General features: G+C 36.4%; 16 protein-coding genes. 6 read left to right on the top strand and 10 right to left on the bottom strand.

The window, feature by feature from the left end; all coding sequences use genetic code 11:
• Positions 1-168: 168 nt before the first annotated feature.
• Positions 169-2,028, top strand: coding sequence for a cation:proton antiporter family protein (locus QM017_RS00800; RefSeq protein ID WP_282708535.1), 1,860 nt, complete (start codon positions 169-171; stop codon positions 2,026-2,028).
• 74 nt (positions 2,029-2,102) lie between these two features.
• A complete protein-coding gene (locus QM017_RS00795; RefSeq protein WP_282708534.1) occupies positions 2,103-3,161 on the top strand; it encodes an acyltransferase family protein in 1,059 nt (352 codons plus the stop codon).
• A 38-nt stretch (positions 3,162-3,199) separates the two neighbouring features.
• Here QM017_RS00795 and QM017_RS00790 read toward each other — a convergent pair whose 3' ends face one another.
• The 7 genes from QM017_RS00790 to QM017_RS00760 form a co-directional block, all read right to left on the bottom strand.
• On the bottom strand, positions 3,200-4,543 hold the full coding sequence (locus QM017_RS00790; protein WP_282708533.1) for a PFL family protein: 1,344 nt from the start codon (positions 4,541-4,543) through the stop codon (positions 3,200-3,202).
• Positions 4,544-4,555: 12 nt separating this feature from the next.
• Positions 4,556-4,822, bottom strand: a complete 267-nt coding sequence (locus tag QM017_RS00785) for an ACT domain-containing protein (RefSeq protein ID WP_282708532.1) — start codon at positions 4,820-4,822, stop codon at positions 4,556-4,558.
• 72 nt (positions 4,823-4,894) lie between these two features.
• Positions 4,895-5,821, bottom strand: a complete 927-nt coding sequence (locus QM017_RS00780) for a glycosyltransferase (protein WP_282708531.1) — start codon at positions 5,819-5,821, stop codon at positions 4,895-4,897.
• A gap of 11 nt (positions 5,822-5,832) precedes the next feature.
• On the bottom strand, positions 5,833-6,819 hold the full coding sequence (locus QM017_RS00775) for a glycosyltransferase family 2 protein (RefSeq protein ID WP_282708530.1): 987 nt from the start codon (positions 6,817-6,819) through the stop codon (positions 5,833-5,835).
• A gap of 107 nt (positions 6,820-6,926) precedes the next feature.
• Positions 6,927-7,358, bottom strand: coding sequence for a MarR family transcriptional regulator (locus QM017_RS00770; protein WP_282708529.1), 432 nt, complete (start codon positions 7,356-7,358; stop codon positions 6,927-6,929).
• On the bottom strand, positions 7,359-8,723 hold the full coding sequence (locus QM017_RS00765) for a DHA2 family efflux MFS transporter permease subunit (protein WP_282708528.1): 1,365 nt from the start codon (positions 8,721-8,723) through the stop codon (positions 7,359-7,361).
• Between the two features lie 97 nt (positions 8,724-8,820).
• Positions 8,821-9,597, bottom strand: a complete 777-nt coding sequence (locus QM017_RS00760; RefSeq protein ID WP_282708527.1) for an NUDIX domain-containing protein — start codon at positions 9,595-9,597, stop codon at positions 8,821-8,823.
• Between the two features lie 118 nt (positions 9,598-9,715).
• Between QM017_RS00760 and QM017_RS00755 the strand changes: the two genes are divergently transcribed.
• On the top strand, positions 9,716-10,057 hold the full coding sequence (locus QM017_RS00755; RefSeq protein WP_178197737.1) for a hypothetical protein: 342 nt from the start codon (positions 9,716-9,718) through the stop codon (positions 10,055-10,057).
• Positions 10,058-10,096: 39 nt separating this feature from the next.
• Here QM017_RS00755 and QM017_RS00750 read toward each other — a convergent pair whose 3' ends face one another.
• The gene (locus QM017_RS00750) at positions 10,097-10,873 is read right to left on the bottom strand and encodes an epoxyqueuosine reductase QueH (RefSeq protein WP_178197739.1); all 777 of its coding nucleotides are present in this window, start codon (positions 10,871-10,873) and stop codon (positions 10,097-10,099) included.
• A 435-nt stretch (positions 10,874-11,308) separates the two neighbouring features.
• Here QM017_RS00750 and QM017_RS00745 point away from each other — a divergent pair, with 435 nt between their 5' ends.
• From QM017_RS00745 to pcp, 3 genes are read left to right on the top strand one after another with little or no spacing between them, the layout of a single operon-like run.
• Positions 11,309-12,007 carry a DUF969 domain-containing protein gene (locus QM017_RS00745; protein ID WP_282708526.1) on the top strand — a complete coding sequence of 233 codons (699 nt, stop codon included), beginning with the start codon at positions 11,309-11,311 and terminating at the stop codon, positions 12,005-12,007.
• On the top strand, positions 12,004-12,948 hold the full coding sequence (locus QM017_RS00740) for a DUF979 domain-containing protein (RefSeq protein WP_282708525.1): 945 nt from the start codon (positions 12,004-12,006) through the stop codon (positions 12,946-12,948). Before QM017_RS00745 ends, QM017_RS00740 begins: the two co-directional genes overlap by 4 nt.
• A 20-nt stretch (positions 12,949-12,968) precedes the next feature.
• The gene (pcp, locus tag QM017_RS00735; RefSeq protein WP_282708524.1) at positions 12,969-13,616 is read left to right on the top strand and encodes a pyroglutamyl-peptidase I; all 648 of its coding nucleotides are present in this window, start codon (positions 12,969-12,971) and stop codon (positions 13,614-13,616) included.
• Between the two features lie 182 nt (positions 13,617-13,798).
• Here pcp and QM017_RS00730 read toward each other — a convergent pair whose 3' ends face one another.
• Together QM017_RS00730 and QM017_RS00725 are read right to left on the bottom strand one after the other, a co-directional pair.
• A complete protein-coding gene (locus QM017_RS00730) occupies positions 13,799-14,143 on the bottom strand; it encodes a MerR family transcriptional regulator (RefSeq protein WP_282708523.1) in 345 nt (114 codons plus the stop codon).
• Positions 14,144-14,185: 42 nt separating this feature from the next.
• A complete protein-coding gene (locus QM017_RS00725) occupies positions 14,186-14,779 on the bottom strand; it encodes a histidine phosphatase family protein (RefSeq protein WP_178197749.1) in 594 nt (197 codons plus the stop codon).
• Positions 14,780-14,950 lie beyond the last annotated feature (171 nt).

Genomic DNA, 14,950 nt, shown 5'->3' with positions numbered 1-14,950 from the left:
ATAATTAACACTCACTCTGATATTATAAACCATTTCTTTACTCACCATACATACTTTTATTTAGTTAACTCATAAAATAGTATTTTCCTTTTCATCACTTTATTTGGTTATTTCCTATAAATTACCGTATAATTATCTAACAACCTAAATTAAATAGGAGGTTTTAAATTGGAACTTTCGTTTTTATTGGTCGCACTGGTGGCCTTTTGTACCCCTATGTTGCTTAACAGATTAAAAATTTCATTAATTCCGACTTCAATCGCAGAAATTATCGTTGGTATCATTCTTGGCAAAAGTGGGGTTAACATCATTCATCTAGATAGTCTGCTCAACTATATGTCAACGTTTGGCGTGATTATCCTGTTGTTTTTAAGTGGCATGGAGATCGATTTTAGCTTGTTTAAGAAAAATGCCGGCCCGGTCACTCCATTAGCCTTAAAGCGTGCGCAAAATCAACCGACGACTTCCGCCGATCAAGTGGCCGTCATCGCTTATGGTGCAACCTTAATCACCTCGGTTATTTTGGCATATCTCTTAAAATTAAGTGGTCTATTTAGCGACTTATTTTTAGCCGTTATTTTATTTTCAACCATTGCCTTAGGGATTGTTATTTCTGTGCTTAAAGAAAATGAATTATTAAGCAAACCCTTAGGTCAAGCGCTCTTATTGATTGCAGTTTTAGGTGAAGTCATTCCGTTATTATCCTTAACGATTTATAGTTCACTAGTCGCTGGTCGTGGCGGCAGTATTTGGTTGATTTCTTTATTGTTTATCGCTGGTGCTTTGATCTTCAAACACTTCCAATGGTTTTTCAAGGATCTAAACGCTCTTAATAAGGCAACCACCCAAATTGATATTCGCTTGGCTTTTGCGATTATCATCGCCTTGGTTTTGCTAGCCGAAGCAGTTGGCGCAGAAAATATCTTAGGTGCATTTGTCGCTGGAATAGTCCTTAAGCTGCTACAGCCAGCTACAAGCACCCAACATAAACTAGATGCCTTAGGCTACGGCTTTTTTATCCCATATTTCTTCATCTTAACAGGGGTTAAATTAGATATTCCTAGTCTCTTGAGTTCACCTAAGACATTAGTATTGATTCCCATCTTCTTTATTTGCTTTATTTTAGCTAAAATGACGACATATTTTGGTTTGCGCTTGCGTTTTAAAGAAAAAAACGCCTTAGCTGGGGCATTTCTATCAAGCACAACGATTACTTTAGTCTTGGCCGTTTTAACCGTTGCTGAAGACCTCAAAGTCATTAACGCACAACAATCCGGAGCCTTTCTGATTGCCGGCATTTTAACTTGTATCGTTGGCCCGTTGCTCTTTAACAAATTAACTCAACCAGAACCTGAAGACTTACAAAAAACCACCGTGCATATTTTGGGAGTCAACCTCGTGACCGTCAACGTCTTAAAACGCCTGACAGCCGATTGGTATGACATCAAGATGTACACTGATAGTAAGAAGAATTACACGACCTATAATCATATCGGCAACATTAATTTTTTAGAATCACTAGAACCTGATGATTTAATTTCTCAACAAGTTTTTGATGCCGACATCATGGTCTTTGGTTACTCTAAGCCAGAAATTAACTTCAAGCTGGCTTTAGCCGCAAAAGAATACGGTGTTGAACGCGTTATTACAAGTATCGAAAATTCTGATCCTGTCAGCATGTCACAGATGGATAAAACTCTTAAAAAAGCCGGTATTGAGTACTTTAGCGCCTTTGACACCAGCGTAGGAATCATGAGTGCCATTATCGAAACGCCATCGACACTTGAATTGTTGACCGGTTCTGCTCATTTGTATGAAGTTATCGTCAACAATGCCAAGTTCGCTGGCCTCGAAGTCAAAGATCTGCCGTTCATCCAACACATCACAATCAGCCGTATTTTCCGCGAAGGCAAACCCATCGCTCCACATGGTGATACACAGATTCAACTTGGCGATCACATCGTCTTTTCTGCAGACCGCAGTATCGTTAATACCGTCCGTCAAACAATCAGTAAATTGAATGATTAAAAAATTGATAATTGCATTGCGCTCAATACAAAAATATAATTAATGTTGATTATTATATTACGGGAGTATAAATTATGAAAAAAAGAGTTTATTGGATTGATATTTCGAGAGCTTTAGGGATGTTGATGATCATCATGGTTCATTCAAATATCGGCAATCATCCAATGTGGAGTAATTTCCTATTCACAGTTAACGTTCCTATCTTTTTTGTATTGTCAGGCTACTTATCGCGTGAAAAGAAATGGTCTGAAGTTTTTAGTGGCGGTAATAAAAATCTATTATTACCTTACTTTACAACCGTTATCTTAATTGGGCTTGTCTGCTATTTTGGGCATAATTATGTCCCCAACTGGATATCACAAATTAATTTAAAAGACTTTATAGTTACCGGAATATACGGTCTCGGAACCAGTTCGGTAATTCCTAAAATTAATTTAACTGTCTACGCAATCGGTGCTATTTGGTTCTTGCTTGCAATGTATCTAGGAAACTTTTTATTTAATCTAGGAATAAAGCTAAGCAACAAGTCTACCAATTCTACTTTATTTTTAGCTTGCTATTCACTAATTTGTACCGTATTAGGTTTTTATATCGCTAAATTTATTCAATTACCATGGAGTTTGGATGCAGCCTTAATCAGCCTTAGCTTTTATTTTGCTGGTCAACAAATCCGCAAGTACGATTTAATCCATCAAGGAAATATCTATCTTGCACTAGCAGGAATTGTTCTCTGGTTGTTATCCATGAAATCTGGCGCCTTTTATATTAACGTAGGTTACGCAACAAATCCTGCCATGGCTGTTATTGGCGCTATTGGTGGAAGCTACTTTATCATGTACCTATCCTACTGTATAACAGATAAATTAGGTTGGAAGTTGCAAGCTGTCCAATACTATGGAAAGATGTCTTTAATAGTTTTATGCGTTCATTTGTTTGATATGAATAGTTTTTCTATTGGGAACAAAGTTGCTTTGTTTTTAGGCAGAAATCATTATAACGACATTGTTCAAATGATTGGTTTAATATCTTATCGTGTACTTTTGACAATTATTGCTATTATTATCATTCCTAAAATTCCAATTATTCGTTCTCTTTATCTCAACAGAGATTACCCATTCAAAAAAAGAGCATAAAATATCCCTTGCCCAAAATTTTGAGCAAGGGATATTTTCTAGTTTTTGAAACTATGAATTGGTGCCGGAATTAATCCTCCACGGTGTATCATTTGCGCCGATGATGCACCGTTAACCGCCATGATTGGTGCATAACCTAGTAAACCACCAAATTCGATGCTTTCGCCCACGCCTTTGCCTGGAACTGGAATGATTCGAACCGCTGTTGTTTTATTGTTAATCATGCCGATTGCAGCTTCATCTGCAATCATCGCACTGATCGTTTCAGCCAGCGTATCGCCAGGTACCGCAATCATATCTAATCCCACGGAACATACGGCTGTCATTGCTTCAAGCTTTTCAAGGTTCAAGCAACCTGATTTAACCGCATCAATCATGCCGGCATCTTCTGAAACCGGAATAAATGCGCCTGACAACCCACCAACGTGGCTACATGCCATGATACCGCCTTTTTTAACTGCATCGTTTAACAAAGCTAAAGCAGCAGTTGTTCCATGTGTTCCAACTTGTTCTAAGCCGATTTCTTCTAGAATTTGCGCTACCGAATCTCCAACTGCTGGTGTTGGTGCTAAAGATAAATCGACAATTCCAAATGGTACACCTAATCTTTGTGAGGCTAACGTACCAACTAATTGTCCCATTCTAGTAACCTTAAAAGCTGTTTGCTTAATTGTTTCAGCAACCACATCAATTGGTTGCCCTTTAACCTTTTCTAACGCACACTTAACTACTCCAGGTCCAGAAACACCCACGTTAATAACTACATCAGGTTCGGTAATCCCTTGGAATCCTCCAGCCATAAATGGGTTATCATCAACTGCATTACAAAAGACCACCATTTTAGCGTTTGTCATCACATCTAACTTAGATGCATCGACAATCACTTGTCCCATTTGTGCCACGGCATCCATGTTAATCCCATTTTTTGTAGAACCAACATTAACCGATGCACACACATAATCTGTTTGCGCTAATGCTTCAGGTAAAGAAGCAATCAGCGTCTTATCTCCGTTTTGGTAGCCTTTATCTACTAAAGCTGAAAAGCCTCCGATAAAATCAATTCCTAACGTTTTAGCTGCCTTATCCAAAGTCAAAGCATATTTGACATAATCTTTGTCATGACTTGCAGCTGCAATGATTGAAATTGGTGTTACGGTCACGCGCTTGTTAATGATAGGAATCCCATATTCTGCTTGAATTTGTTCGCCGACCTTAACCAAGTCACGTGCCTTCGTTGTAATCTTGTCATAAATTTTTTGGCAAGCCTTATCACTATCGCTATCGATACAATCGATCAAAGAAATTGCCATCGTAATTGTACGCACATCAAGATTTTCATCCGAAATCATACGTGCTGTTTCAAGAATTTTTTCTGTTTCCACGCTGGCAACCTCCTATAATTGATGCATTGCACGATAAATTTCTTCGTTGCGAATGTTGATTTCTACGCCTAATTTCTTTCCCAGATCATTGAGTTGGCTAGCTACTTCTTCAATTGCCACAGTTGTAGGAATTTCAACCATCATCATCATCGTAAAATAGCCATCCATAATTGTTTGTGACAAGTCTAAGATATTGATTTGTTTTTGCGCTAGATATTGACTAACATTAGCCACAATTCCGACTTGATCTTTTCCTATTGTTGTTAAAATCGCCTTCATTTGATTCACCTCATCATATTACAAATTATCTTTTCTAGAGTATACCGCAAATACTTACCGGTTATACAGAATTTATTTACGCTTAATAAATAATAGATACCAATCTCCTAAGTATTGGCGATATCTTGGAAAACAATCCCAATAAAATGCCAATTGTAAGCCTCTTAATGGATTTTTTGTTTGATAAAACTTAGTCCTAACTGCTAACCATTTATCGTTACGCATTAAAACCTTTTCTTGTTTGGCCACATTTCCTGCAACATCTTCTCTTATATACTTGTGCAGATCTTTACAAAATTTCTTAGCTTCACCAATCCATTTTTCTTTTTCAGAAATACATTTTAAATCTCGACTTTCTTTAGCAAAAGCACTTTGTGTATGCTTTCGCCAAGAAATTAATGTATCTGTATAAGCATATAATCCGTCTGCAAACTGAGCTAACCGCCAAACCAAGGCATCGTGTGCATAAGTTGGACGCCAATATTTCTTAGTAAGTTCGACTATTCCTTTACGAATACAATGTGTACATCCTGGACTCTTAACTAGCAGATAATTATTAGGCAACTCAATTTTCATCAAATTATGGTCATTTTTCCAAGGACCTATTTTAGTTGTTCCGTCTTCATAAAATTCTTTATAATTTGATGTCAATAATTTAACTTCAGGATGAGTTTTCATTACTTCTTCCATTATTTGCAATTTATCTGGTCGCCAAATATCATCTTGATCACAAGTGAAAATCAAATCACCCTTAGCTTGCCACATTCCTTCAATAAAGTTTCTACGCCACCCTTTATTTACTCTATTCTTTATAAACTGCCAATTCTTCAAATTATTATCTCGAATAAAATCGATAACTATTTCTGACGTATTATCCGTTGAACCATCATCAAAAATTAACACTTCATCTGGTTGCCTGCTTTGAGATTTTAGTGATTGAAGCTGTTCTCGTATATATTTTTCACCATTGTAAACTGACATTACAACCGAAAGTAGCATATGTCTTCTCCTTAACTAATCTTCTTTTTTTCATAAAATTTCCATGCCATACGATAAATTGGATAACCTAAAGCTAACATCAGATAGGCTAATCTATCCCTTTTAGGCGTCTTAGGATCTTTTAACACTTCTCTTTTGTGCTTTTTTAAAAAGTTTACTATTTCTTTTCTTTGTTGTAACACATTTTTAGCATCTAACATTTGATTTAACGTGCTAAATCTCGCATACACTTGTCGTCTTAAAACAGCCTTAGCTAAATCCGGATACACGTCACTCACTGTTTTTGCCATTTGATCAGTCATTGTTAATAAATCTAATTTTTTAGAACTAAAACTAGATTGGACAATCGAATTAGCACGCATCACATACGAATATTTGTCGACAAAACCACAGGCCACACGTGGACATTCCAATAAAATTTTATAAGTATGCCCAATATCTTCAAAAAGCATTCCTTCTGGAAAAAGATGCTCACGATATAAACTAGTTTCGCCTAATTTCGCATAGGCACAGGTATCGAACTGATCATGATAACACATCATCTCTAAGCATTCTTTACCGGTCAAGATACATTCTTTACCGTTACCATTTCCGTGAATCTTTCCAGTCTGCTCAAACACATTACGTAAAGAACATACGGCCAGCTTAGCTTTGAAACTATCTTTCTTTAATAGTTGATACATATATTCTACGTAATCTTCATCAATGTAGTCATCTGAATCAACAAACGTGATATATTCACCTTTTGCAGCTTTAATCCCTGTATTTCTTGCAGCTGACAAACCACCATTTTCCCGATGAATTACAAGCATGCGTTCATCTTTTAAAGCATACTCATCAGCTATTTTACCTGAATTATCTACCGAACCATCATCTACTAAAATAATTTCTAAGTTTTGATATGTTTGTTGAGCAATTGAGTCTAAACAGCGCTGCAAATATTTTTCAACTCCATAAATTGGTACCACTACAGAAATTAAAGGAGTCTTTTCAAGCATTACTACACCTCATTACTTCATTTTTTTCTCCTTTTCAAGTATAGCCTAGCCACCTAAAAATCGCAAAACAAATAAAAAACGCTAGTCAAATTAACTAGCGCTTTAATTTAAGAATGTAATACTATTTGTGCATAGCTTTGAGTTGCTTTCATCAATAACTTTGCAAATTGTTCTTGTTCTTCTTTGCTTAGTCCTGCTACTGACTTTTGACTGACGCTACTCGTAATTTCATCGATTTTAGGCATTATTTTCAAAGTTTTTTGTGTTGGATAAAGTTCAGATTGCCTACGATCTTCATTAGAAATTCGCTTTTCAATCCAACCTTCTTTGACTAACTTATTAATTTGTTTAGTCACTATACTTTGTTCACGCATAATAGCCGTAATAAAGTAAGCCTGATTAATCCCTGGATGTTGTACTAGCAACGGTAAATAAAAGAAATTCGTTTCATTTAATCCTAAAGGTTCTAATTCTTGCTTTAAATCATGACGTAATTGTCGATTAAATATCGCCGTATAGCGTTCGATATCTGCAATCATCTAACTTTCCTTTCTTTTGCTCATGTAAGCTAAGAAAATACATAGATAAGCTACAATCAAAATTACTGTAAAACTAAATGCCAAGCGTGTACCGCTGACTAAGTTTCCTGGTAAATCTGATAAAACGACCATCAATGTGACAGAAACTGCCCCAGAAATTTGGCGCAAAGCATTATTTAACGCTGTGGCATGACTGATATCTGTGTGAGGTACATCTAAGAACGCCTCGGAAACTGCTGGTGAAAAACAAAAAGCATTTCCTGCTAAACGCACTGCATAAGCAACAGTCAAGACCCATACCGGTGTTTCATTAGTCACAAATACCAACGGAACACTAGCTATAATCATCAAGAAAAACCCAATTGGAATCAAAAACTTAGGCCCTTTTGCATCGTAAATCTTACCTACAAAAGGTGCTAAAACAGCATTGACAATTGCCCCTGGCAACAAGATCATCCCAGATTCCATACTACTTACATGACTAACTCCTTCAGCAAAAATCGGAATCATTTGTTCTGTTCCCAACAAGACCATAAATGCACAAATCCCTACTAACGTCATCATTCTAAACGAACGATACTTAACGATTTGGACTTTGAGCATTGGATGTTTCAATTTTAATTGTCGTTTGACAAAGATTACGACTAATATTATTCCGACAACAAACATTACCAAGCCGTTTACGATATTTCCAATCATTACCGTCAAACTTGCTAAAGCCAAGCCACTACCAGCTAACGATAACAATACAGAAACAAAGTCAATTTTAATATCTTTAGGCTCTGAGAAATTTGGAAAAATAAAATATCCAAGTACAAAAATTGCAATCATAATTGGCACAAAGATAATAAATAACCATTGCCAAGGTAAGTATTCTAAAATCGCACCTGACAGCGTAGGTCCAATCGCTGGGCCTGTCGCAATGATTAATGCTGACATTCCTAGGATCGAACCGCGTTTTTCTGGTGGATAAATCGAAATCATCGTTGTCATTTGAAACGACATCAAAATCCCACCGGCACACGCTTGAACTAGACGTGCTAACAACAACATATTAAAGCTAGTTGCTATGCAGCCTAAAAATGTCCCAACAATAAATGTCCCAATCGTCCCTAAAAAGACCGTGCGATTTTTAAATTTTTCATACATATTAGACGACAATGGGGTGACGATCCCAATGATTAAAGTATAACCGGTCGTCAGCCATTGTACTGCGGTTAATTTTACATTCATTTCATTTTGAATTACTGGTAGAGCCGTTACCATCATCGTTTGGCTGGTTAAACTAACAAAAGTCGATGCTAAAAGCAAAACTGTCACAAGCAAACGAATCTTTGGATTAATTGTTTTTGAAATATTTGCCAAATTCTCTTCCTCCTCAATAAAATAACATACCAATCAATATTAAATGCATTTGCATTTAAAGTCAAGCTGATATCAAAAAACCACCCGTGTTTATACACTAGGTGGTTTTATGCAATCTAAATAGTTTTGCTGGGCGTCCGGGACGTTGTTGATTAGCTGTGCCAATTTCTTCAAACAAATGCCCGTGGGTTTTTTTGAAATTTGAATTATCGATGGCTTCTAGTTTTGTCATTAAAAAGCTGGCATAGACACTGCGCGCTTCTTTTAAGGTAAACTCATTACCTAATATCAACAAAATATTAGGTTGATAATCTAGCTTGTTACGAATTCGCAAACTAGCAACCTTAAAGATCCATTCATGATCAAAAGCCAAATGAGTAGGATCAGCGGCTACTTTAGGAGCCCTTTGATAATATTGCTCTTCTGTCAACGATAAGGCTGCTTCAAACGCTAACTTCCCATTTTGTAGGCAATACCCAGCTTGGTTAAACGAAAAACTAAACCATTTAGCATCACTTGCTCCATACCCTGCTTTTAACGGTGGCATCTCCGGTAAAAACGTCATGTAAGCCAACGACAAGGTCCGACTTTGTCCTTTAGCTCCAGGTGCTCGTTTAGGATGTGTGAACGTAGCTAATTGTTCTGTATGTATTGCCGACAAGTCCAATCCTATCTTTTCTCTTACTAAGCGTAAAGCCGCTTGATCTGCACTTTCTTCGCTTCGTAAATACGTTTCTGGTAAGGCCCAACGTCCTTGACAAGGTGTATGTGCTCTTTTTAGCAACAACAAATACACTTGATTCGTTGACCGATCAAAGCTCCAAATCAAATTAACAATATTAATAAACGGTCGTTCAAGTATTACTTGTGTCATACGTGCTCTCCTTACCTAATATTAATTTCATTATACTGTTTTTTAGATATTTTTCTATACTTTTCCTTGCACAAATCTGTTACACTAAAGACAAATTAAATACTAAAGAGGTATTACAATGTATAATTTAATTCCAGATGATATGGCGCAAGTCGAACAAAAACTCGCTTGGCTTAAGGCAAACGGCTTTGAAGAAGCAACTAAAGAAGAAGTTTTGCTAAAAACTACACTCGAAGGCGTTAGTGCAATGTTTGAAGACGCATTGGAAGGCCCATATTGGGACATCACTTGGCAAGAAAGTGATCAAGTCTTAAACGTTACTGGTATCATTGGCGAAACACTTGGTCAAATCAAACCGCGTGAAGGCTTTGCTACATTTTCCGAAGATTTTGCTGCCAATTCAATTCTTTATTGGCGTAATTTATCTAGCCAAGTCGCAACCATCGTTGGAGGAGATTAAAAAAGCGTGAAATGGACTTTTTGTTCATTTCACGCTTTTTTATACTTCTTGACCATCAATTTTAAAGAAAATTTCAGGGAACTCTTTAGCAGCATCTTTACCTTGCATGAAGTCTAGGGCATCATATCTGATTTTGGTGAAATCTACACCTTGATCTTTAGCCGCAAAAATGCAACCACAATAGCATTGCCGATAAATATCGTATTCGTTACACATCTCAACTGAGCGTGCATAACCGCCATTTTTCTTGAAATCACTTGGTAAATAATGCGCTGTATAAAATTTTTGGACTTCAATCCCGACTTGATTGATAACTTGCGAATTTTTATGGGGACTGATTGTCAAGGCACTACCAAAATAATCAAAGCCTAATTCAACAGCCTTTTTAGCCACCGCATCTAAGCGATAATCAAAGCATGCCGCACAACGTTTGCCCCCTTCAGGTTCTTTTTCAAATCCACGCACTTTTTGAAAGTATTCTTGGGGTTTATATGCAGCTGCCAAAAATTGAACATTATTACCTGTTTTTTCATTAAAATCATGAATGAATTTTTGTTGCACGTATTCTCTGCGATAATATTCTTCACGCGGATGAATATTTGAATTAGCAAAATAAACGGTAATATCACAATATTTCGTCAAATATTCTAATGTATACGTACTACAAGGGGCACAACAACTATGCAACAAGAGTTTAGGACGTTTAGTTTGTTTTTGCCAGTCTTGTGTCATCTTTTGCATGACTTTATCGTAGTTGATTTTTTGGTTAGGATTCATCTTAGCCAAAATATCGTTGATATCGATTACGTCACTCATCTAATTTATCCTTTCTGTGCTGATTTCTTTATCAGTTTACCGCTAAAAATCATTCAAGACAAGTTTTGCTTTCTAGCTTATAATAGATTTAACTTGTAATAAGAAACGAGGAAAACGATGAAAATAAAAGTTATCTTAATCAGTGGTTGCATTTGGTTTGTAACTTTATGTGTCTTATTTTTTAGTATCAATTATCTTTTAAACGCAACTCCTAGCACCTTTGCTTTATTTGGCCTATTTTTTATCAATTTTTTGCTAATCAGTGCTTGTATCTCTACAATAACAATCGCCATCCTTTATATGTGGCGCAAATTACGTTCACAAAAACCTCCTACTGATAAGCAATAACTAAAGCATAATTTGCTAATCTAGGCACATTTCTTATATAATAGAAATATTGTTAATACTTTTTTAAGAAAGGTGGGGCATTTTTTCGTGGATGGAAATGTCTGGAGTTTAATCGGCGTTTTAATCGTAATTATCGGTTTTGCTCTTAAACTTGACTCAATTTTAATTGTTGTCGCATCATTAATTGTAACTGCTTTAGTTAGTGGGATGGGCATCACAACAATGCTAGAAACATTAGGTAGCAGTTTTATCGCTAACCGTGGAATGGCAATCTTTATCATAATCATGCTTGTTACCGGTACGCTTGAACGTAACGGTCTAAAAGAATCTGCTGCGCGCATGATTAAGCATGTTAAACGTGTTAATAATAGTATGATTATGATTATTTATGGCGTTTTTAGAACCGTCTTTGCTGCATTTAACGTTAGTTTTGGCGGTGTAGCTGGTTTTGTCCGTCCAATCGTTTATCCAATGATGGAAGGAACCATCGAGTCTAAAAACTTACCTGATAATGAAGAATATTTCGAAGAACTTAAAGGTATGTCTTCTGCCATGGAAAACACTGCTTGGTTTTTTGGACAAAACTTATTTATCGGTGGAGCCGGTGCTTTATTAGTCCAATCTACCCTCAAAAGCCTAGGATTTGATGTTAGCCTCGTTGAATTAATGACAGTCGAAATCCCAGTGGCTTTAGTTGCTTTACTGGTCGCAAGTGCTTATGTGTACTTTAAAGACAAACGCTTGATGAAAAAATATTACGGTATTACTAAGGAGGATGACAAATGACATTTTTTACTGATCCTCAAATTTTACTAAGCGACAAACTACTAGAACTCGTCTACATAGTTATGGGACTAATCGCTTTTTTCTTGGGTGTGCATAACTTCATTGATAAATCTAATCCACATCGCATTGGCACAGGAATTTTTTGGAGTGCATTAGGGATTGTAATTGGTGCAGGACGCTTTTTGACTCCTTTGACAAACGGTGTCTTGATTATCATCATGACATTACCTGCAATCTTTAAACGTGTTAGCAAAGGCCATACACATACAGCTAGTAAAGACTACATGTATCAAATGGCCGACAAGATTGGCAATAAAGTCTTCATTCCAGCGTTGTGCATCGGTGTTGTTGCTATCTTAACAGCTTTATTTACCAATCTAGGCGCTTTAGTTGGGGTTGGCTTAGGTGTTATTTTAGCAATGATTATCTTGATGATTTTATCAAAAGACAACAAACCGCATGTCTTTTTAGAAGATTCATTTGATATGTTAGCAACTGTGGGGCCATTATCAATGTTACCTATGCTTTTAGCATCTTTAGGTGCCGTGTTTACCCAAGCAGGCGTTGGCAAAATCATTTCTAATGCAGTCAGCAGTATCGTTCCTACCGGCAATGTCAATATCGGTATTATCTTATACGCTTTAGGCATGGTAATCTTTACCATGATTATGGGAAATGCATTTGCAGCTATTACAGTGATGACTGTCGGGATTGGTGCACCATTTGTCTTAAACCAAGGAGCCGAGCCTGCTTTAGTTACAATGGTAGCATTAACTTGTGGTTTTTGTGGTACTTTACTTACTCCAATGGCTGCCAACTTTAACATCGTTCCCGTTGCCATTTTGGAAATGAAAGATAAATACGGTGTTATTAAAAATCAAGCTCTAATCGCAATTGTGATGTTGATTTTACAAATTTGCTATATGATCTTTTTCAAATAATTTTAGAAAGGATTTTTTTTATGAAAGTTTTAGTTACTGGTTTTGATCCTTTTGGTGGTGAAAAAGTTAACCCTGCTTTTGAAGCAGTTAAACTTTTGCCAGATACCATTGCTGGTGCACAAATTGTCAAAGTCGAAATTCCAACCGTATTTGACAAAAGTGGGCGAACACTTGAACAAGCTATTAAAGCGCAACAACCAGATATCGTCATTTGCGTTGGTCAAGCAGGTGGCAGAGCTAGCGTTTCATTTGAACGGGTAGCCATCAATTTGATTGAAGCACGCATCCCTGATAATGAAGGCAAACAACCCCTCGGCTGTCCAATCAAAGAAGACGGCGCTAATGCTTACTTCACATCATTGCCATTAAAAGCGATGGTGCAAAAAGCACATGAAGCTGGGTTACCCGCATATATTTCCTATACTGCTGGAACTTTTGTTTGCAACGAATTAATGTATTCTTTACTATACTTAATCGAAAACAAGTATCCAGATATTCGCGGTGGCTTTATCCATGTACCTTTTGCGCCTGAACAAGTCATCAATAAAGCCGTGGAAACTCCATCAATGCCACTTGAAACTATTGCTAAATCATTAGAACTAGCCATTCAAGCCGCAGTGGAAAATCCAACTGATATCACAGATTTAAAAACAGGAACTACACACTAAAAAAATAGCCAACAACACAAAATGTGCTTTTAGGTGGGATAATCTCCACTATTAGTCCATGTGTCGGTTGGCTATTTTTTTACGATCTTTTTTAATTTTATTATGTATTAATTAACCAAAAAAATGAATAGAATCTTTTAACCATATCGCAAGATTCTATTCATTTCAATCTATATTATTGATTAGCCTGTAATCTTTTCAATTTTTTTATCTAACAACTCTAACATCGTTTGAAAATGTTTCAATTGAGCAACAATTTGTTTTCGCTGTGCTATTAAAATTTGTTTACGAATCGCTAGGGTCTCGCTACCTTGTTGCGATAACTTAGTGTATTCTAAGAGTGCTTCGATTGAAATTCCGGCAGCACGCATACATTTAACATATTCAATCTGCTGTAATTGTTGCTCAGTATAATCACGATATCCACTTGAATTACGAGACACATCTGTAATTAAACCAACTTTTTCCCAATAACGTAAAGTATCTTTTGAAATTTGCGTTTCTTGACTAACTTGTTTAATGTTCATAAAAACCCCTTTCATTTACTATTCTAAACCTTAGAGTTAACTTTAAGGCAACTTAGAAAAGTCTAAATTAATCACTTTTTCAAAAGAGAATTGCCCATCTTCAAAACTAAACTTAAAAATTGCACAGTTACCAATTTTTCCGCCTGTATACGGTTTAAGTTCATCTGTTTTTAGACAATATCGTAAGAAGTTCGCACATGCACCCCCATGAGATACTGCCAAAATAGTCGTATGTGTCTCATTTTGCATAATCCTAGTTAACGTCTTACCTAAACGTTGCTTGACTTCTTCTTGATCTTCACCGCCATATTGAACAAAAAAATCACGATATGGCAGCTTAGGGTTTAGACATTCATCTTTTCCTTCAAAAGCTCCAAAATTCCACTCTTTCAAGCCCTTTTCTCGTTGATAGGGTAATTTACCTTCAGTTACAATTTCAAGTGTATCACTAGCACGTTCAGACGTTGAACAATAGCCATAGTCAAATTCAATTTGTTGCTCTTTAAAATACTTGCCAGCAACTTTGGCTTGTGCAATTCCTTTAGACGTCAAGGGTGAATCGCACCAACCTTGGATTTTATGTTGAACATTAAATAATGTTTCACCATGTCGCATTAAATAAAGATACTTTACCATTGATTTTGCCTGCTATATAAAATGTAGAACAATATAGAAGTTTAAATACGTTCTTCTACATTGTTAGAAAGAATTATATAGTTTTCCTTTCCTAATTTTATTTACTGTCGTCAACATTAGTATTCCCATATCCTAACTAGAGGGTAATGACAGTGACTAACTCTTACAGTT

Source organism: Ligilactobacillus sp. Marseille-Q7487, assembly GCF_949152225.1.
In the GTDB taxonomy this organism is placed as follows: Bacteria; Bacillota; Bacilli; order Lactobacillales; family Lactobacillaceae; genus Ligilactobacillus.
The sequence above is the reverse complement of the archived record's forward strand: the minus strand, read 5'-3'. Positions and strand labels throughout refer to the sequence as shown.